A 19,467-nucleotide genomic window follows, 5' to 3' on the forward strand; every position below is an offset into this window, starting at 1 on the left:
GTGAACAGTTGATTAGAAACGTGATGAAGATATAAAAAAGCCCTTAAAAATTAAGGGCTCTGGGGAATAATGTCATTTGAACTTATTCTATATTCTGGATCTGTTTGTAGATTGGATAATTTATTTTATTTTATATCAATGACTTACATTGTTATAACTCGTTTTTTTAGTTTGTTACTACCCAATATACTCCCCATTTGGTTGTTGATTTAGAAACATCATTATGATTTGCGTTGTTTCAATTGTTTTTCTCGATGCTCGTGTTGTTGCCACGCTTTTTTCATCCGGGACATTATTTTATGAGGAGGTAGGTAGTCATCTCGTCTTGTATCTCGGTCTAATGAAAGATAGCTATCTATAATAGCAATGTTTGCATTGTAATGTTCTTTTGTTGAAGTTGGTTGAGGAATATGCGGAACGTAGATTTTTGATTTATAAATGTAGTTATAAATCCATAGGTTCTGTTTCTTACTACTTGGTGAGATCCATGAATAATCGGGAGATATACGGTTGGTTAAAGATATCCATTGTCTCTTTAGCCTTTTCATAAACCGTTCTTTGGCAGACGCATGGGCCTCCCAAACATCAAAAAATTCATAAATGGTTTCCCTCACATCTTTTCTACAAAGAGGGTATGTATCTAATCCCAAATCAATATATAGGTTCTTATCGGACTCTTCTAGATTTTCTATGCATCGCTCAATATCAAAGGTGAATCCAAACTTATGATTAGAAGATGTTACCTCGTCGTATGTTGCTAGTCTTAGCATTGACCATACGAAATAATTTACACGATCTTCACTTTTGTCTATCCAATCAAAAGCATTGTTTGACAGAAGTGAACGTGTGGCTGACTCATTCATAAGGTTAATATGTGGGTCTAAATTGAATGTAGGATCTTGGTAGGTGTAGTAAATTTTTTTTTGTAAATCCGCTTTACCGTCCCCCTGTCTAGATACTTTTATTTCATCCAAATGGTGACAAAGGTAACTCAGATAGAACTTTAAGTTACGGATATTGTTGACGTTACACAGTCCCTTTTTCTCTAAAAACTCAACATAGACATTACTCATATCAACTCCCCAAACTACGATTATGATGCAGTTATATCACGATTGCATAAAGTAGGAAATAAATAGTCTAATTGTAGGTATACCATGGTTAGATTGTAGTAATTAAGTAGTATATATGTAGGGTATTAATTCCATTGGTTTTTGTGTGAATCTAAAATTTATCCAAAATCATAGCATTATGAAGTTAAAATCATTTAAAGTGCGACTATACTGCTTGAATCATGTGATATTTTTTTAGTTATAATTTAAATTTTTTATTCCCACTACCATTAGAAACGATTTCGTCACGCTATCTTGATGTAAAAATCGAATTTTTTGTCATATCTTAATGTCTGTTTGGTTAGTATTATTACGTTAATAACTAAACATCTACCATACCTGCCACTCCCTGACATCATCACATATCCCTGAGTCACACCAAGTGACTCACACTACACCATTATAAATAACGGCATCGACCTATCTATGAACCTCAACATAGGAATAGATAGCAATGAATGTACGTTCTCGAAAAAACAAAAACCTTAGACTCACCATTAAGAAAACCTTTCTTGGTCATCCTATCCAGACTGCACACGGTCCACTGTACCTCGACTACTTAGAAAAAATGCACGCCACCATTGAACGAGCATTAGATGACTATCCTCGCCTCATGGCTATCCGTGTAGATTTGAGATTTCCAAAGCTAAGAGCCAATGAAGAATGCGGTAATGTCATCACAGATTTTATCCGCTCGTTGCAGTCACAGATAGCTTACTCTGGAAAGCGAAAAAAAAGACAAGAGGGTGGTAGGGTTCATCCCTGCAAGGTACGAAATGTTTGGGTTAGAGAGCGCTCTACCTCAATGAATGACCACTATCACTTATTACTCATGTTCAATAAGGATAGATTTAACTGGTTGGGAAAAACTCAAACACCAGATGATAATTTAGGCTCCTTTATAGTAGAGGCATGGGCAAGAGTCGTTGGGGTTGATTATGATGAAGCAAATGGATTAGTACATTTCTCAAAGAGAAAGAATAGCGACAGCGTGGTTATTCATCGCTTGAACCGTAACTCTGATGACTTTGACGATGCGTTTGATGAGCTGTTTAAGCACATTAGTTATTTAGCTAAAGAAGATACGAAGCATTTTGGTGATCGTAGAAGGAGTTTCGGGGGAGTCAGCGTTAACTCAAGTTAGAGCTGCTGCATTTTTTTACAGCGGTGGCTCATCTCATGGGTATATACAAACAGGAGACTATTCCCAATGAGATTTTTAAGACTAAAAGAAGTGATGGCGTTAACGGGATTAGGTCGTTCAACTATCTACAAGTTTATGGACGAAGAAGTCTTCCCGAAAACCATTCCATTAGGAGGAAGAGCAGTGGCATGGCTAGAGAGTGAAATCGAAGAATGGATGGAACAACGTCTAGCAATGCGAGAAAGCCAAAACTAACCACAAGTATCAACGAACACAGTTATCACATCAACAGGGAGCCCACGAAGGCTCCTTTTTCAATTAGAGAGAGAAATAAAATGAGTTTTTCAATTTACGTAGATGGCGCAGCACCAAACAATCAACACGGATGTACACAGGGTGGAATTGGTATCGCAGCCTTTAATGAACACGGTGAACTAGAGTATCAAGATAGCATCACTATTAGACGCAGTACCACCAATGCAGAGTTAGAGCTAATGGCTTTAATCGAAGGTCTAGAGTATGCACAGGATGGCGATGTCATCCACTCAGACAGTGACTTTTGTGTGAAGGGTTATAACGGTTGGTTAGATAACTGGAAGGATAAAGGTTGGCGTAAGTCAGACAAGAAGCCAGTAAAGAACCGTCATTTATGGCAACAAATCGATGAACTACGTTCACAGAAATACGTAGAGGTGAGAAAGGTCAAAGCTCATTCAGGTGATAAGGGTAATGACATGGCAGACTTGTTAGCCGTTGAAGCGGCAGAAGCTGATTAAGAAAATAGAGCACAGCTTGTTGGCAGACCGCTAGCAGGCTGTGGGGGCGTATTTTTGCTTTATCCCTAGGAACGGTGATTTGTCTTTAGGGTAGTGTTAAGCGTTTTTATAGATAACATATACCTGAAGATGAAGCATTCAATGGCTGCAATTGGGGTGTTTTTTCAGGCTCGACATTGACGATGATAGTGATCATGATGTAGATAGGGATTGTATGATTTATAAATAGAACGATATTAGGACACTACAATCTAGCGTACCGCTGCGCAGACGTTACATTTACTCTTTCTCAGCACCAGCGAAAAGTTACGCTTTGTTGAGTCGACGTGTCAAAGCGACTTTAACTTATGGAAGAGAGTTGTAAGTCTGCTTACGTTTACTTTGATGAAGATGTAGCGTCGATTGCTAATATTGCATGTGACTGGGATTAACTTGCCTCGACATGCTTGTTGAATTATTTTGTTTGGTGGCAGTTAGCAAAAATAGAGCTGTACTTCATTAATTAAAAGGTGAACTGTTTATAGTAAAGAGAGCGTTATTATTTCGGGTTTGTTCGCTGATAATGAACACATGAGTCATTATTAGCGAGTAAAACAATGAATCCATTAGACTACACATTCTATACTTTAAACGCGAAACACTACTTACTGGAACCAGAACAAACGATGACGGTAATACAAAGCCAAAGCCAAAGCCGTCCGATCTTGCCTGGGATAGTTTTCTTGGTGGGATTCCTAGTCGGTCAGATTACCCACATTTACTAATCACGTCCCGTGGCATTATAAGAGGACAACTTTAAGTTAAGTCGCCATATTTCAGAGGGATCCGTTGTATCTAATGAACATGATTTTGAGGTTGACATGGTAGCTTCTCAGTTGTTATCTACGAGTCATCTGCAGCGTTTAAAGCAACTCGAGAAACATTTTTCTCGCAATGAAACTTATGATGTTGATATTGTCTCCCTTGCTGAAATTCTGGCCTGCTCAGAGAGGTACGTGAGTAAGCTAATGGCTTCTTTTGAAAGCTTTGGGCTTATCCATTGGGCTTCGGGTCAGGGGCGAGGTCATCGTTCGAAACTGACACTACTAAAAAGTTTTGAGACTTCACTGCTGACTCAGTTAGAGCGAATGGCTCGGTCTGGCAGAATGAATCAGGCATTTCGATTAGCCACTCTACTTGGCGAAGTACGCCTATTTCAAGATCACTTACCACTCTGGTTAGGGGATGCGCAACAGGAACTGAAAAAGCAGAATACTTTAATGTATTTAGTTCCTTACGTGCTGCCTGAATGGCACCCTCATTTGGCGCAGTCCGCTCGTTCTATTTTATTGATCGAAAGCGTCTTCGATACCTTAGTTCGATATAACCCTATTCAGAACGAAATTGTACCTCATATCGCTCACCAATTTCATTACAGTGACAAGCAAATCCGTCTCCGCATCCGCAATGATATAATGATGCACAATGGAGAAGTGCTGACACCGGAACTTGTCAAAAAAAATATAGAAATGCGCCTTAGGACGCCGCATCCATATCAAATTCTATTTCGTCATGTAGAGGGTATTGACATAGATAAGCAGTGGGCCATTTTCTCTATGCGTCAATTTGACCCCGTTTTCCTGCATTTGTTAGCCGACTCACACAGTGCAATTTTTGATTATCAGGCTTCAAAACCTATCGGGTGTGGAGCATATCGGGTCGAAAGTCTGGAAAAACAATATTGGAGTTTAGTTCGCAACAACCACTATTTTGGCTTTGGTGGCCATATTGAACGAGTAGAGTTTTGGTGTAGCGATGCCCAACCTCAAACGCCTATGCACGTGGCAGAACTGCTCTATTGCGAATCTCAACCCGCTCAGCCACAAAAAGTCGATCGCAGTGGGTGTACTGTTTTGCAGTTTCATCATCATGCAAACGCCTTGTCCGCTCAAGAAAGAGCTTGGCTTGTTCATCATAGTCGACGCTTTACACTTGATAGCCAGAAAAGAGCAGCGAACAGCGTGATGGATTGCCATCAAGATAAGGGATTTCACTTGTTCAATCACGACATGAAACTGCCAGCTCGTCCGGTGATAATTGAAGTGATAGACAGTCATATGAGGGAGTTGCAACCTTTGCTTGATGCGTTGTCTCAAAAAGGGGTTATTTGGCAGGTATGTCTTCAAGGACAGTCTCAAGATGTGGCTGTTGATGTCTCCTACGACTGTTACGTATTTGGCGACGACCTGACGTTCCAGTATTACGAATGGCTACTTTGCGGCAATGTGTTTAGCCTATGTTTGCCTGAACGTGGAAAACAAAGCCTATTAACCTTTATTGATATGCTCATGCAGGAAAGTAACGACAGTGAGGAGCTTCTGCACAAGCTGTATCGAGCGGAGGATTGGCTTATCCAGAACTATTATTATTGTCCTCTGTGGCGCAATCATTTCACCGTCACTCGCGCAGACAATTTGTATGGTACCGAAACCAACAATATGGGTGTCATGTCGCTGGTCAATATGTGGTTGGAGTAATCGCTGGTATGGTAGTGTATCTGTAGCAATATGATTTGCAGTGTTTAACGGATAATTAAGGAAAAAAAATGGACTTTCACCTTTGGCTCGGCTTTGTCGCGGCATCGCTCATTCTTACCGCGACACCAGGGCCTAGCATATTTTTAGGTATTGCACATGCTCTCAGATATGGGCACAAATGCGTGCTATATACAGCCCTTGGGGACATCTCAGCTAACTTTATTCAAATGGTGTTAGTCGCCTTGGGTTTAGGTGTCATCCTTGCCAATTCGGTAGTGGCATTTACTGTCATCAAAGTTTTTGGTGTGATCACGTTGGTTTACATGGGACTAAAAATGCTCCTCGCTAAACCAGCACAAGTTGAGCACTTAAACCTCAACAACTCAGATTTACAGGCCTCAAACAAAAAGTTGTTTTACTCTGGCTTTTTAGTCGCGGCTGGCAATCCCAAAGCCATCCTATTCTTTTCGGCTTTTTTTCCGCAATTCATCAACCCCGACTTACCCGTATTCCCTCAACTATTAGTGATGTGCCCAACCATGGCGTTGCTTGATTTCAGTTTAGTGATGTTTTATGCGTTTTCGGCCAGACGGATTGTTGATGCGAGCCGACTATCTCTTACCGCTGTGACAAGAGGAAGTGGTGCTTTACTGCTGGGAGCCGCAGGTATTCTAGCAGTTAAAGAACCCACTTAATCTCGACTGAGAACCGCGACCAAGATTGAACATACTGTGCCCAGCACAACCATTACACCTATTTAGCAACTCTCGGAGTAAGACACCTATGATCACTTTTTACGAACTGTGTGGGGGCGATGGCTTAAAATTCAGTCCTTATTGTTGGCGAACGAAAATGTGCTTGATACACAAAAATATAGCGTTTGATACCACTGAGCTTTCTTTTGTCGACATTCAGGCTCAGTTTAAGGCGCAGTTTTCTACACTCCCCGCCATCAAAGATGGTGAAACGGTGCTCTCTGATTCGTTTAACATCGCTGATTATCTTGAGGCCCACTACCCTGAATCACCTTCATTATTTGGCGGTGAAAAAGGGCGTTTAATGGCACTTTTTTTCCATGAGTGGGCAGCATCATTACATTCGGACATCGCCAAAATTGCCATCTTCGACATTTACTGCAAGCTTAAAGATCGCGATAAAGATTACTTTCGTTCCTCTAGAGAGAAACACTTTGAGGACAGCTTAGAAAATGTACAAAGCAACAGCCAAGAGTTAGCAAAGGCCGACTTACTCAAAAAAATGAGAGTACTGGAATCTTATTTAGCTAAGACACGATACTTATCGGGCGATGCGCCCATGTATTCAGACTATATCGTCTATGGGGCGTTGAAGTGGCTGCTGTCTACGAGTAACGCTTTCACAGGGGAAATGCTGACTAGCCATGTTTTGAATTGGTATGACAGCCTAGATAGGATTGGTTCTGGAATTTAAACATGCTTTAAGACAACGATGGAAATGTGAACGCAACGCATAGTTTGCGTTTAAATTTACCGGATGTTACATATTGATTTGTTACAGTTTATTTCCGTATGTTGCTGTCAATATGCAATGTACAGAATAAATTTTTATTTCAAAAAAGTGCCACAGGATATCGTATTATGATAACTAAAGTTGTTCCTCTGATGTTGTTAGTTTCGTGTTCAAGCTTTGCATCAAGTGAGATTGTTGATAATTTTTCTCACATAGGATTTGGTTATAAAGGAGCTAGTTTTAAGTCGGGAGCGTTAAAACCTTACCTTAACGATAAGTATGACAATACAGAGAATAAGACGATGGGAGGATTATACTTAGATGTCAGTGTTCAAGTTTTTGACTACGTATTCGTTGAAGGAAAAGCAGACTTTCTCACTCGATTTAGTTCGGAGGTAGATAGTTGGCAAGCTGGCGGAGGACTCATTGGGCGCTTGGGAGGGGCAATGGCAAGCTCTTTATCATGTGGAGCAGTAAACTATCGTGCTGATAGTGATTACAGTTCACCATATTCCGAGCGTGGAACATACTGTCAAGCGATGGTTAGAAAACAAATAGCTAATCATTGGTTGATGGGAGTTTCCTATCAGCATGATTTCTTAGATCTAGCAAGAGATGAGTTTAAGTGGAATAACGTCTTTCAATTCGGCTCAGTGTTTGGCTTAGTTGCAAATTTAGAATATGCAGAGCGCGATGAGGCGGAAGTGAGCTATGAGCTTGGGTTACAGTTCTCATTTTAACTTGCGAGGGTATATATTTTTAGAAGTTTCATTTTATTATCAATATATTATTTTGTTTTTCATAAGAGGCTAGACTTAGCCACCACTTGAAAGTCATCTCTGTATAAAATGGTGCCGACGTCTGAATAATGTAATGTCGCCACCTTTGTATCATATTCTTCTAATATATATTTTAGCTCATACATGAGTGATATATGTTTGACGCTTGAGTCTAAAAACCAAGAGATTGCATTGTCTGGCCATGACTTTGAGTGGAACGGTGGACATGGTAGTGATTCATTAAGTTGAGTGAAGATTTTTTTAATATGCACCTGATGGTACTCGTAAAGGATCAATCCGTCGACAAGCATCATTTGTGCTTGGGTAATGATACCATGAGTATGCTGGAGTCGCTTTTCCTCCTCCATACTGGCAATAAATCTTATAAACATTGGATTCCTTTATTACTATTTATTCATCTAGTTTAAGATTTTATCATTGATAATTTATCGTTGGACGATTTGAGAGTTAGCACAGAGTGTAAATAAATTTCATGCTATTAGTCAATTATAGAGGAGATGCACATGGAAACCATTATCCACGAAGCCATCAATCTTAGAGAGGCCGGAAATTATCATGCGTCTTGGCTTTTGCTGCGTACGCTATTGGATGACAGTCAATATGCAGCCAAAGCAAATTTATACATGGCTTGGTCTTATGATAATGAAGGCAAAGAGAAGCAAGCGCTTATACATTATCATATTGCATTGGAAAGGGATCTTTCCATAACTGAACGTTTTGATGCTCTGTTTGGGTAAATACACTGAAGCGTTAGAGTATTTTGAGCGAACCATGGCTGAATACCCTGATTCACTGGAAGTACAGCCGCTCTATGCCATGGGTTTGTACAACTTAGAACGACACAAAGAAGCAACGGCGTTACTAATTAAGTTATTGTTATCAACCACTGAGAATAAGAAAATCAAAAGTTACCAGCGAGCTATTCTGCTTTATGCAAAAGACCTTGATAAAACGTGGTAAATGTTGCGTTCCTGCGTATATTTGTTCGTCTAACCGGGGAATAGAAACAATAGAGTAAACCAACTTATGAACTCTAAGGTTATGGAGCTCGATAAGTGATTAGCTGTTGGTAGCAGACAAGGATCGATGATGATAATAGAGAGACGATGTGCTGATATGATAAGTGAGTTTAGTCATGACCCTTCGTAAGGTGACTCACTTTGTTACAGGAGGCGCAGCTGCTGGCATTTTGAATTATCTTCTTGCGCCAGATGAAAAGAAGCGGGTAGTAGAGCTGAGTGACCCGTTGACTTACGGTCCGCTAAATAATTATGGTACGCAGCAGGGAGATGCTCTACGTAGTAATTGGTTTAGGGGGTATGTGATCTTATTAATGAGCCAGACTTATGGCCATGGTTAGCCGGCCATATAGGACTGCCCATATTGCAGAGCTATCAGAACCTCGAATGCGATGGCGATTATGTTGTTTGGGTTGGCCAGTCAGTGGATGAGCAATTAATGTTGCGAGCGCTGTGCTCTGTGCTACCGGAACAACGTTTATTTTTAGCCGATGTAACGACAGGTAAGTTGAGCAAAGACACCATGCCAATCGTTGGTGCCTGCTCAGCCGAAGAACTTACCACCGTCATTCCAGTACCCCTTGATATCTTTCAGCAGGTTAAATTAGCCAAAGAATGGGATAGTCTTCTTGTGAATAGGGATATGGTTCGAACTTGGAACGGTTCCGTAATTGTATCCCATGATGAGACGTTTTTTGATGCTGCTCTTCTTGCTGCGATTGGACCACGAGTTTGTGTTGCAGCAGTAGTCATTGGTCGTGTGCTTGGTGATTATGTAGGGCAAGTTGGTGATACTTTTCTCTGTTACAGATTGCGTGTGTTGATCTTGAGGAAAATAGTGCGCTCGGTAGGTGAAGGACCTTTCTTTAGGCGTCAGTTGAGTCGAGCGTTATGATATGGGAAGTTCAAACATTTAGTGAAAATATAGGGTGAGAAAAATACAACGGAAACGTAATCGAGAGTAAGAGCTCACACTTTGCCTATCGAACGCTCATTCCTAGTGTGCGTGCTTAACGTATAACTAAGTAAAAATTTAAATTCTCATTCTCATCACCGTAGCCTCGGATATTAACGAAGCGAATGTTTTTATTTTTGAGCTCTGGAAACAGCCGCGAGTATAAACTATTACAGCATAGTTTTGATTGCGTACCAAAAATTACCAATGGCAGTGTTCATACAGGGATTCGACACATTCTATTGATCTGAATTGAGCTTCATCAATATCAGTTTGGCTTAAGTCATCAAATATTATTCCTTTCATATTTTGAATATCTTTTCCGTTGTATTGACTGATGTTTAACCACATATAGCTTGTAATATCATTTTTAGGCACAATTTTCCCCAGGTAGTAAATAACAGCAAGCTTATACTGTGCGTCTTGCTGTCCATTCTTTGAGGCTAAGTTAAACCAATGTAGAGAGTATTTGTCATTTTGTAGGACACCTTCACCTAGTTCATACATTTGACCAATGTAAAACTGTGCGTCTTTATTGCCTTTCTCTGCTGATTGTAAGAACCAATGTGCTGATTTTTTTAGATCTTTGCTAATGCCATCGCCACGGTAGTACATTAAACCCAAATAAAACTGCGCTTTATTTTCGTCATTTTCTGCTGCTAACTTAAAATACGTAAATGCATCCTCGTATTGTTGAAGAGAATAAAGGTAGATTCGCCCAGCACTATATTGCGCGTCCACAAAACCTTGGTTTGCTGACTTAACGTACCAATCTAAAGCTTTCGCGACACTTTTTTCAACACCCAGTCCTTTACTATACATCCAGCCTATCGAGTACTGTGCTTGAGCATCTCCGTTCTCAGCTAAGGGTAGCCATTCTGCATAAGCAGCCTTATATTTCTTTTGCCTAAGCGCGATGTATCCTTTTTCATAGGCTTCATCAGAGTTTAGAGTTTGTTCATTTGTGATATTGGTAGTACCACTCGTACAGGCACTTAAAATAAAAAGAGGAATGAAAATTAAATAGCGAAGCATGATTTATTGACTGCGTGATGAAAATTTAAACGTAAGTATATCAGTGGTGGTCACTAAAAACATGATGTTAATCAGATGACTACTAAGTGCTATTTGAATTAAGTGAAATAGCCAGCTAATGGGAATAGTATTGTTGAGAGGTATTTAGATAAGAAGCTTATGTACAGAAGCAAAAAAAGAATGGGGGGCGTGATTGCTCCCCATTGTCATTTTTAGTCTTGGCTGGTGGCATTACTTTTCTTTGATGGCTTCACACCCTTTAGGTATCGCAACCGACGATATTTGTTTACCTGAATTTAAGGCTGCTTTCACATCCAGCTTGTATTGAGTGCATTTGCCTACACTGACGTTAACCGCTCCCGTTTCTACCGATGGATTACCTCCAAGCGATCCACCACCTTGAGCCAAAACAAAAGGTGATACTAGGGTAGTCAGTAGAACAAGAGTGTTTGTTGTGATGTTTTTCATAGTTGATCCTGATTGGTGTTTATAAATAGATGAGTAGTTTTGTCTTACTTTAGATTTAGAAGCTGTACACAAAGGTTCCAGCGTTCGATGTCACTTCGATTTCTTTCACGTTGTCTACGGTGCAGTTGTTGCTGTACCCCGTGTAGGTTTCACCGAACTTCAATTGAACGGCTTTAGAAAGGTCTGAGGCCGTACCAGCTGGAAGGCGACAATTACCTCTATTGATTACAACATTGCTTATTACGGTGTTATTAGTGATGGCTTGCAGGTCAAAGACTAAACTCCCCCAATGAGAGTTGGTGGATATCGAGACTTCAATATCAGCAACTGCTTCAGGAGTTTCCTCTTGCTCGGTGCAGGCTGTGACACCTATAAAAAGGGACATCATTACGGCGTATTGAACGGACTGACTCAATAGGTGTTTTATACTTGTCATGGGTTTGCTCTCCTCATCGGTGAGTGAAATTCTGGATACTCGGCTCCCTCATGCTCATGCATGAATTGCTCAAGATTGAAATCAGAGGGATAAGTAAATGAAAACGTCGAGACATTGGCCTCATCAATAAGCGGTAAGGCGATGGTGTGTATCGTGTGTTGGTTAGATAATCGAAAAAGCAGCAAGAGCGCGTAACATTGAACCGAGAGTCCCAGAGGTTCAACGAGCGCCTTCTCTTGCTGCATAACTTGGCTTGATATCTTCAGCATACGATGGTGCAGTAATGCGGTATGGACAGTACTGAGGACGTGCTGTTGCGCGTCAGTCCAGCCCCTAATATCAGGTAGATTAATGTGTATTTTGTTCAGCCATAGTCGTTCTTTTGAAATGGCTGATCCCTTATTCCATAAGGGTTTCGCTCTCTCCGAGGACCGACCTAAGCCATTACTCAGTTCATCAGGGATAACAGGCATTAAGTACTTGTTAGTTAAGTGCCAATGCAACGTTTCTTGCTTGTTGAGCTTCAGTAATTGCTCCGATGTTTTACGGTAAGTGTGCGGCATGCTTTGTGTTTCACACTCAACGTTAAACACTTCCACAATGACTTCATCCAGATAACGTTTGATACTGCGTGTTGTTCTATGGATATCCAGTTTGGCTAATTGTTGCTGCAACTCCTTAACGGTTATCCATCGATGTTGAGGAATAAGCATTAGCGTGTGCAGCAAAGCGGATAACCCTTCAATGCTGGTTTTATTGCTCATGGTTTTTCTCTCAATACATCAACAGGTTGATACGTTGTTGCTGGTGGACATTTAATGTCGTGAGAATAAAGAGGGGTCGGACACATAATGTCCAACGGTGAAATAGTCATCAATTGGCTTTATAAAAACGTGAACCAATTAACATTCAGGCGGTGTTACTTACCTTTTAGGTCAGCTATGAACACAATCATCCCCACCAATAACACAACGAGAAAGCCCACGGATGTGAGGCTACCAATTGCGCCAAAGAGAGGGGACAACGTGAATAAAGCGATAAGGGCTGTAATCAGTTTGATGGTTTGGAGTAGGAGGGAAATCATAGACGTTAACCAAACGTCTTGACCATAGAGAGTTGAACATTATCAAAGACGTTTCTTGATAGGTGTCTCGTAAGGGCTTTCATCCAGATAGACAGAAGTTCTTGTACTTCAGGGTGAGCAAGGTCAGTCGTGCCTATGTCAGGTTGATAGCACCAAAGGTTGGTTAGGTGAAAATACAGCTCAGGCTCAACCGATACGCTGTTGTCATTGGGATAGGAAAAGCTGGCAAAGAACACCACCAACCAACGACTACTGGTACTGTCGCGCTTTAGCTGTATCTCAATGGGGTGTAGCCCTTGCCTTGTTCGATAGTAACTCGATTGTCGGCAGTTAAGCACAACGCGCGAAGCGTTCTCAGGGATAGAGAACCGTCCAATTATCGTTTCTAATAACGAGTGCAATGTGCTCTCGATAGCAACCTCTCCATACGTTTTAGTAATCATAACCACCCCTTTTCAGCAAACGAGAAACAACGTTCACCTGTAACGATATGGTCAAGTACTCGTACATCGACTAAGGCGAGGGCATCTTTCAAACGGTCAGTAATACGCTTATCTGCTTGTGAGGGCGTAGCATCACCTGAAGGGTGGTTGTGAGCCATTATCACGGCCGCTGCATTTACTCCTAATACGGTCTTTATTACTTCACGAGGGTAGATAGTGGCCGCGTCAACGGTTCCTTTAAATAACTCCTTAAACTCTATTAATCGATGTTGGTTATCCAGTAACAGCAGAGCAAACACTTCTCGCTCACATCCTCCTAATTTACAACGGATAAATTCCTTCGTGGCTTCAGGATTACTAAAGGCATCACCGCGTACATATCGGTTAGCCAGTATTTCAGCGGCATGCTCCAGTATTTCGTTTTCCTGATAGCGTTGTTGTTTTTTATACTCAGAATGTTGTGTATTCATTACGGGCTCCTGTCGGATTCAATGATGGGTATTCACATTGATGACATATGTCTGAATATTTTTGGGCTTAGAGTGAAGGGCTATGGGGGCGAGCTCCTAATGAGAGTATATGAATTGTTAGTGTTAAGGAGGAAAGCTGATGGCGTTAGGATGAGAGATGGTAGAACAGAATCGCTGGTGTTCACAATTTATTGATTCGTTACTCTGAATTATTTATGCCCCAATATCATTTAGTATAAAAGCTCATTCATAATCCGTTAATATGAATCACACATACATTTACTAATCTAAAAGAAGCTCTAATATTGAAAATCTTGATTTGAACAGAACTAGCTAAAGTTAGATGTTTCTCGTTATAACTTAATTAGTGATAACGTGTGATTTTGGCTGTAAGATTTTCTCGAAATAACAGAATTCTAGCAATATCTTAAAATTAAATTAAATCAGCCCCTTACCTTGCATAACATAGTAGCCTGTACCAATCTTATTTCATAAGCATGGATAAGGATTGTGTATGCCCGCAAGTTCAATGAAAAACAAAGGGGTGGTGGGGAAAGTCCTACTGCCTTCTTTGCTCATAAATCTTCTTTCTCTCGCCGTTCCGCTAACGGTTTTACAAATTTACGATCGTATTTTACCTAACCAGAGTTATGGGACTGCCACTCTGTTATTAGCGGGTGCGACTTTGGCTGTCGCTATGGAAGCGCTAATTCGGTTTGTGCGAACTTGGCTTTTGTCTGCTGCGGCCAGTAATACCGAGAAAGCGACCTATCAAACCATGGTTGAAAGGGTGACTAATGCTTCATCAAGTCATCTTCGTCATTTAGGTGTTGGCGGTGTAGAAGAAGGACTCGGCTCTGTATCCAAAGTCAAAGATTGGTATTCCGGTGGTGTGATTGCAGGCTTTATTGATTTGCCTTTCGCATTGATCTTTTTGGGTTTGGTGGCTTACATCGGCGGTGAGCTGGTGGCGATACCTTTGGCAGTTTGGCTGATTACTCTCGGAATTGTTTGGTTATCTTCTATTCGCGTTAAAAGCCTAAGTGAAGAAGCTTCCCAAGATGAGCAGGAGCGAAAAGCGTTTTTGATTTTGCTAAGCCAAACCATTCAAGGAATCAAACGTCAGGCAGTTGAGTCTCGAATCTTCAATCAATTTAAATCCCTCAACAACGTCCGTTCTCAGTCTAAAGCGAGAGAAGAGGAACAGAATGCCTTTGCCCAAGAGTGTATTCAGCTTGCCGCATTAGCGACGTCAGTTTTACTCGTGATTACTGGCAGTTTGTGGGTGCTGGATGGACAGTTGACCACAGGTGGATTGGCGGCATGTTCTATCTTATCGGGCAGAGCGGTTGCACCTTTAAGTGCTTTAGTGGGAGTTCGAATCAAGCTTAATTCAATACACAGTGCCAATCAGGCAATAGAAAAATTGAGTGACTTATCATTATCGGAACCTTCAGATTCTGAGCAAGCTGAGAACCACTTATCTGACTTTGAGGTGTTGGAAATCAAGCAAGCGACCGTTGAAAGATACGGTGAAATCGCTCATGCGGATGTCACATTGAATAAAGGTGAATTGGTGTTGTTAGAGAGTGAAGACCGCCACACCAACAGTCATTTATTGTCGTCGATTGCAGGTATTGATGATCTGAAAGCGGGTGAGTGCTTCATTAACGGAGCTGCCGTTTCAATCTCATCCGTAACTAACATTGCTGCCTACTGCGGCGTTAAAGGGCAGTTGGTGTCAGGTACTATTCTCGACAACTTGTGCGGGTTTGATCCTGAGAGAACACATAGCGCCAGTGACTATGCTAAGCGTTTGGGTTTAACCAAGGAAATCACTCGATTACCCGATGGGCTAGAGACACAAATTGGCCGTACGAGTGCGTCTCTGCTGAGTATGGGCAACGTGAAAATGCTCAATATCGCGACTCAACTGGCAAGTGATAAACCCATTATCATGTTAGAAAGGCCAGACTCCTCGCTTGATTTAGATGCCCTTGGAAACCTAGCTAAGGTTCTGGAAGAAGAAGTCACGGTAGGACGCACGATACTGATGGTGAGCTACCATTCTAAACTTCGCGAATTGGCTAATCGAATCATTACAGTGGAAAGTCGAACTATTGCGGTCGACAGTGAGAACAACAAGGAGGCTATTGTATGAATCGTTTAGATACTGGTAACCCTTCAGGTACGAACAACCGTGCAAATACCAGCGGTCGACAAGAGGTGATGAACCATTTAGAAACCGAGAGCCTTTCCGTTCTTAAGCAGTTGGAAGTTAATGCTAATATCCAGTTGTTCGCACATCAATGGGTCGATGAAAATGGCATTGAATCAATCGACGATATGTTTGCCTTGTTCGACAGGCTTGCACTGCCTTATCGCTTGGTTGCCAACCTAGATGAAGTTGGTGAACATAAATTGGTCTTACTGGTACTTGGTGAACATGAGCTGGTCTCTGGTCATTTAGAATCCAAGCAATTGGTTGCCTTTAATGCCGATGACGACATCACCGATGTCCCTCAGTTTTGTATTGTTATCGAAGGGCCACCATTAGAGAAGGCCTCTCCTGATTGGGTTGGCGAAAGGTTACATGCGTTTCGTCCCATCATTCCTAAATTGTTGTTGGTCAGCTTTATCACTAACTTATTTGCGCTTGCTGTTCCCTTCATCACGATGTCGATTTATGACCATGTGATTGGCGGTGACGCAGGACATGAGCTGCAAGGTATCGCCATTGGCGCGGCGTTGTTGTTTGTGATGATGGGTTGGTTAAGAACATTGCGCAGCCGAGTGTTTGCTTCAGTGTCGAACCGGGTCAGTCGTGAGATATCTCAATCCCTCGTGCAGCGTCTGCTTCGAAATAGCTATGCTCAAAATCAGCAAACAGCCTCTTCTAGTCAACAAAACCAAGTGATGTTGTCGGAGCGTATTTCAGGTGTGCTATCGGGGCCATTAGGAAATGCGTTATTTGACCTACCATTCATTCTTATTTTTGTACTTGCGATAGGTGTTTTAGGCGGATGGTTGGTACTGGTTCCAGTCGTCTCTTTAATCCTTTATTACTTGCTAGCAAAACGTTCGATACGCTCTAGCAGCAAGCGATCGATGCAGTCGACAGTGGCAGGTACGAATCGTCAAAACATGACTAATGAGCTGTCATCCAAGCTTGCCTTTATACGCAGTGCTGGATTCTCAGAGCACTGGATTCAACGCTTCAAAAAGGCCAATCTTCTTGCTTCAACAGTGACCTTTAATCAATCGGTTCTCCAGAGTCGGTATACCTCGATTTACTATTTCATTGGGGTTGGTTCGACATTAGCTGTGATGGGATTGGGAATAGGGCTTATTTTTGAACAAGTGATGACCCCTGGTGGTTTGATTGCTTCAATGATGTTGATATCTAAGGTGACGGGTCCCGCTCAGGTGTTGGCAAACAGTGCGATGCGTTTTAACAGCTTTAATCAATCCAAATTGCAAGTGAACCGTATCTTGTATCAGCCGTCCGAGCGTGAATTCAGTTACCAGCATCACCCGTTACCTGTGGTAGCGCCTAACTTGAAATTAGACCAAGTGACACTGCGTTATCCTAAACAGAGTCGCCCCGCTTTGAATGGTGTGAGCTTTGATATTGAAGCGGGTGAAATTGTTGCGATTACTGGCCCTTCAGGAAGCGGTAAATCAACATTAATTGAAGTGCTCTCTGGCTTGCAGCCTATCCAAAACGGCATGGTCGAGCTTGAAGGCGTTAACCTCGTTCAATACGATCCGCAGCTTTATCGCCACTGGTGTTTCATTCGAGCCGCATATCCTGATTTGCTTACGCTGAGTATTCGAGAGTGGCTAAACGACGGTCACAAAGTCGAAGATCAGAAAATGATCTCTGCGATTGAAATGGTCGGCGGAAAGCGTTGGTTCGAGACATTGTCAGGTGGGCTAGACACCTCCATCAGTAGTATTCAACCGGATAGCCTTTTTGACATGTTGTCTGGTAGCGTCGCACAGATCCTTATTGATGCAAAAGCGCTGGTTTATGACTACCCAATGTTCTTAATGGATAACCCTGTGCCTGATGCTCACCCAAATGCTAAACGTATATTTGGTGAGTTTGTGCAATCGAAAAAAGGAAAAGCAACGGTGATTTACACGTCCCACGATCCGGATTTAATCAAGCTTGCCGATAAAGTGGTGGTATTAAATGAAGGTGCAGTGGTTTATGCCGGTCCATTAGATCCGGAGCAGTCTTCGAAGCAGGAACAGCCTTCAGAGCCTCAAGCTTCTCAAGAACCGCAGTTATCTGAGCAACCGTTATCTCAAGAGCTACAGACGTCAACTCAAGAGGCGTCTGCTCAACAAAATGCAGCCCAACAAGAACAATCAGAGTCTAAGCAAGGAGTCGCTAATGACTAAACAATCTATCGAGAAGGGCAAGCGCTACGGTGAACTTGTTGAATCACAAAATACGGCTCGTACATTGGCGCTGGCCACATGGTCGGTTGCCTTATGTGTTATTGCTTTTGCCACTTGGTCTGTCGTCACCCAAGTTGATGAAATTGCCAAAGCCAAAGGCGCAGTCATTCCAGAAGGTGAGAAGCAAGTACTTCAAAGCGCGATTGGCGGTAAGTTAAAGCAAATTCTCGTTAAAGAAGGGCAGCTTGTCGAGAAAGGCCAGCCGCTTGTTGAATTTGATGCGACCTTCCAACGTACCGCCCTTGAAGAGCTAAAGTCCCAACAAGTGACGCTTCTAGCCAGTGTGGAACGTATGAATGCGCTGCTTGAGCAACGTGAGCCTAACCTTGCTGAGTTTGAGGTCGATTACCCAGAGATCGTCAGCCAACAAAAAGCGCAGCTGAACGCGCAAAAAGCCCTCTACTTCCAAAAGCGTGTGGTGCTTGAGAAAGAGAGCGAGCAGATTGCAGAGCAGCTTCGTAGCGTAGAAAAGGCCTTGCCGAGTTATGAGAAAGAGTTAAATGCGACTAAGCAAGAGTTGAACATACTGGAGAAGGGTTATAAAGCGGGTAACATTTCACGTTTACGTGTGCTTGAAATGCGACAAAAATTGGCCAGTATCGAGCAGAAAATCGAAGAAGCTCGTGGTAAGAAGTCGGTATTGATTAGACAAGCTGACAGTAATGACCAAAAAATCATACAGCTTCTGGCGGAAGCGAAAGCTAAAGTGAGCGATGATCGTTCTAAAGCCGTATCTGACTTATCAGCATTGAATGCCAGAGTTCGTTCAAGCCAAGCTAAATTGACCAACACCATGTTGGTGTCACCGCTACAAGGCTTGGTGCAAAGCCTGCCAAGCACGCAAAACGGTGGTGTTATTCAGCCAGGTGGCACTGTGGTTGAAATCGTTCCGGTTGGTGGGAAAGCCGACTTTAAAGCGCGTTTATCGCCAAGAGATATTGGTTTTGTGAGTGTAGGGCAGCCGACTCGTATCAAAATTGATGCGTTTGATTACAGCCGCTTTGGGGCGCTAAAAGGGGCGGTTGAGAGTATTTCACCGACCACAAGTCAAAGCGAGCGTGGCGAGATCTATTATGAAGTCGTAGTGTCGGTTGATACGCCATACTTTCGCGATAACCCAGAGAGCTTTTCTATTTTGCCAGGTATGACGGGAGAGGTAGACATCACTACTGGTGAGAAATCTGTATTCCAGTACCTATGGAAGCCAATTTACACCAATGTCAGTGTCGCATTTGGTGAAAGGTAATAGTT

19 protein-coding genes and 1 pseudogene are annotated in these 19,467 nt (G+C 42.1%); 13 read left to right on the forward strand and 7 right to left on the reverse strand.

From position 1 onward, the window contains the following. Nucleotides 1–221: 221 nt before the first annotated feature. Nucleotides 222–1,073, reverse strand: coding sequence for a hypothetical protein (locus CHJ_RS00500; RefSeq protein ID WP_317916587.1), 852 nt, complete (start codon nt 1,071–1,073; stop codon nt 222–224). A gap of 493 nt (nt 1,074–1,566) precedes the next feature. Between CHJ_RS00500 and CHJ_RS00505 the strand changes: the two genes are divergently transcribed. The 10 genes and pseudogenes from CHJ_RS00505 (at nt 1,567) to CHJ_RS00550 (ending at nt 9,750) form a co-directional block, all read left to right on the forward strand. Continuing rightward, entirely contained in the window at nt 1,567–2,256 is a 690-nt protein-coding gene (locus tag CHJ_RS00505; protein WP_317916588.1) for an inovirus Gp2 family protein, read from the forward strand. A gap of 66 nt (nt 2,257–2,322) precedes the next feature. Beyond that, nucleotides 2,323–2,511, forward strand: a complete 189-nt coding sequence (locus CHJ_RS00510; RefSeq protein WP_317916589.1) for an AlpA family transcriptional regulator — start codon at nt 2,323–2,325, stop codon at nt 2,509–2,511. A gap of 80 nt (nt 2,512–2,591) precedes the next feature. Further along, on the forward strand, nt 2,592–3,032 hold the full coding sequence (locus CHJ_RS00515) for a ribonuclease HI (protein ID WP_317916590.1): 441 nt from the start codon (nt 2,592–2,594) through the stop codon (nt 3,030–3,032). An 860-nt stretch (nt 3,033–3,892) separates the two neighbouring features. After that, on the forward strand, nt 3,893–5,548 hold the full coding sequence (locus tag CHJ_RS00520; RefSeq protein ID WP_317916591.1) for an SgrR family transcriptional regulator: 1,656 nt from the start codon (nt 3,893–3,895) through the stop codon (nt 5,546–5,548). A 68-nt stretch (nt 5,549–5,616) separates the two neighbouring features. Then, nucleotides 5,617–6,243 (forward strand): LysE family translocator, encoded by a 627-nt coding sequence (locus CHJ_RS00525; RefSeq protein ID WP_317916592.1) that lies wholly within the window; start codon nt 5,617–5,619, stop codon nt 6,241–6,243. Nucleotides 6,244–6,331: 88 nt separating this feature from the next. Next, the gene (locus CHJ_RS00530; protein ID WP_317916593.1) at nt 6,332–6,997 is read left to right on the forward strand and encodes a glutathione S-transferase N-terminal domain-containing protein; all 666 of its coding nucleotides are present in this window, start codon (nt 6,332–6,334) and stop codon (nt 6,995–6,997) included. Nucleotides 6,998–7,164: 167 nt separating this feature from the next. Further along, the gene (locus CHJ_RS00535; protein ID WP_317916594.1) at nt 7,165–7,776 is read left to right on the forward strand and encodes a hypothetical protein; all 612 of its coding nucleotides are present in this window, start codon (nt 7,165–7,167) and stop codon (nt 7,774–7,776) included. 563 nt (nt 7,777–8,339) lie between these two features. Continuing rightward, a pseudogene (locus CHJ_RS00540) lies at nt 8,340–8,796 on the forward strand (hypothetical protein). A 175-nt stretch (nt 8,797–8,971) separates the two neighbouring features. Further along, nucleotides 8,972–9,196 carry a DUF1835 domain-containing protein gene (locus CHJ_RS00545; RefSeq protein WP_317916595.1) on the forward strand — a complete coding sequence of 75 codons (225 nt, stop codon included), beginning with the start codon at nt 8,972–8,974 and terminating at the stop codon, nt 9,194–9,196. Between the two features lie 23 nt (nt 9,197–9,219). Continuing rightward, nucleotides 9,220–9,750 (forward strand): DUF3658 domain-containing protein, encoded by a 531-nt coding sequence (locus CHJ_RS00550; RefSeq protein WP_317916596.1) that lies wholly within the window; start codon nt 9,220–9,222, stop codon nt 9,748–9,750. Nucleotides 9,751–10,011: 261 nt separating this feature from the next. Here CHJ_RS00550 and CHJ_RS00555 read toward each other — a convergent pair whose 3' ends face one another. The 6 genes from CHJ_RS00555 to radC all read right to left on the reverse strand — a co-directional run bounded on the left by CHJ_RS00555 (nt 10,012) and on the right by radC (nt 13,746). After that, entirely contained in the window at nt 10,012–10,845 is an 834-nt protein-coding gene (locus CHJ_RS00555; RefSeq protein WP_317916597.1) for a tetratricopeptide repeat protein, read from the reverse strand. Between the two features lie 231 nt (nt 10,846–11,076). After that, nucleotides 11,077–11,313: a hypothetical protein gene (locus CHJ_RS00560; RefSeq protein WP_317916598.1), complete on the reverse strand. Its 237-nt coding sequence runs from the start codon at nt 11,311–11,313 to the stop codon at nt 11,077–11,079. 55 nt (nt 11,314–11,368) lie between these two features. Beyond that, nucleotides 11,369–11,701: a hypothetical protein gene (locus tag CHJ_RS00565; RefSeq protein ID WP_411861551.1), complete on the reverse strand. Its 333-nt coding sequence runs from the start codon at nt 11,699–11,701 to the stop codon at nt 11,369–11,371. 44 nt (nt 11,702–11,745) lie between these two features. After that, a complete protein-coding gene (locus CHJ_RS00570; RefSeq protein WP_317916600.1) occupies nt 11,746–12,513 on the reverse strand; it encodes a WYL domain-containing protein in 768 nt (255 codons plus the stop codon). 325 nt (nt 12,514–12,838) lie between these two features. Then, nucleotides 12,839–13,276: a DUF2787 domain-containing protein gene (locus CHJ_RS00575; protein ID WP_317916601.1), complete on the reverse strand. Its 438-nt coding sequence runs from the start codon at nt 13,274–13,276 to the stop codon at nt 12,839–12,841. Then, nucleotides 13,273–13,746, reverse strand: coding sequence for a RadC family protein (gene radC, locus CHJ_RS00580; RefSeq protein WP_317916602.1), 474 nt, complete (start codon nt 13,744–13,746; stop codon nt 13,273–13,275). The genes CHJ_RS00575 and radC overlap by 4 nt, the downstream gene beginning before the upstream one ends. Before the next feature lie 514 nt (nt 13,747–14,260). Here radC and CHJ_RS00585 point away from each other — a divergent pair. From CHJ_RS00585 to CHJ_RS00595, 3 genes are read left to right on the forward strand one after another with little or no spacing between them, the layout of a single operon-like run. Then, on the forward strand, nt 14,261–15,907 hold the full coding sequence (locus tag CHJ_RS00585) for an ABC transporter transmembrane domain-containing protein (RefSeq protein WP_317916603.1): 1,647 nt from the start codon (nt 14,261–14,263) through the stop codon (nt 15,905–15,907). Further along, complete coding sequence (locus CHJ_RS00590; RefSeq protein ID WP_317916604.1) at nt 15,904–18,156, forward strand: ABC transporter transmembrane domain-containing protein; 2,253 nt, start codon at nt 15,904–15,906, stop codon at nt 18,154–18,156. Before CHJ_RS00585 ends, CHJ_RS00590 begins: the two co-directional genes overlap by 4 nt. Next, complete coding sequence (locus CHJ_RS00595) at nt 18,149–19,462, forward strand: HlyD family type I secretion periplasmic adaptor subunit (protein ID WP_081230386.1); 1,314 nt, start codon at nt 18,149–18,151, stop codon at nt 19,460–19,462. Before CHJ_RS00590 ends, CHJ_RS00595 begins: the two co-directional genes overlap by 8 nt. The last annotated feature ends 5 nt before the right edge of the window (nt 19,463–19,467 follow it).

Origin of the sequence: Vibrio sp. MACH09, assembly GCF_033238805.1 — a bacterium.
In the GTDB taxonomy this organism is placed as follows: domain Bacteria; phylum Pseudomonadota; class Gammaproteobacteria; order Enterobacterales; family Vibrionaceae; genus Vibrio.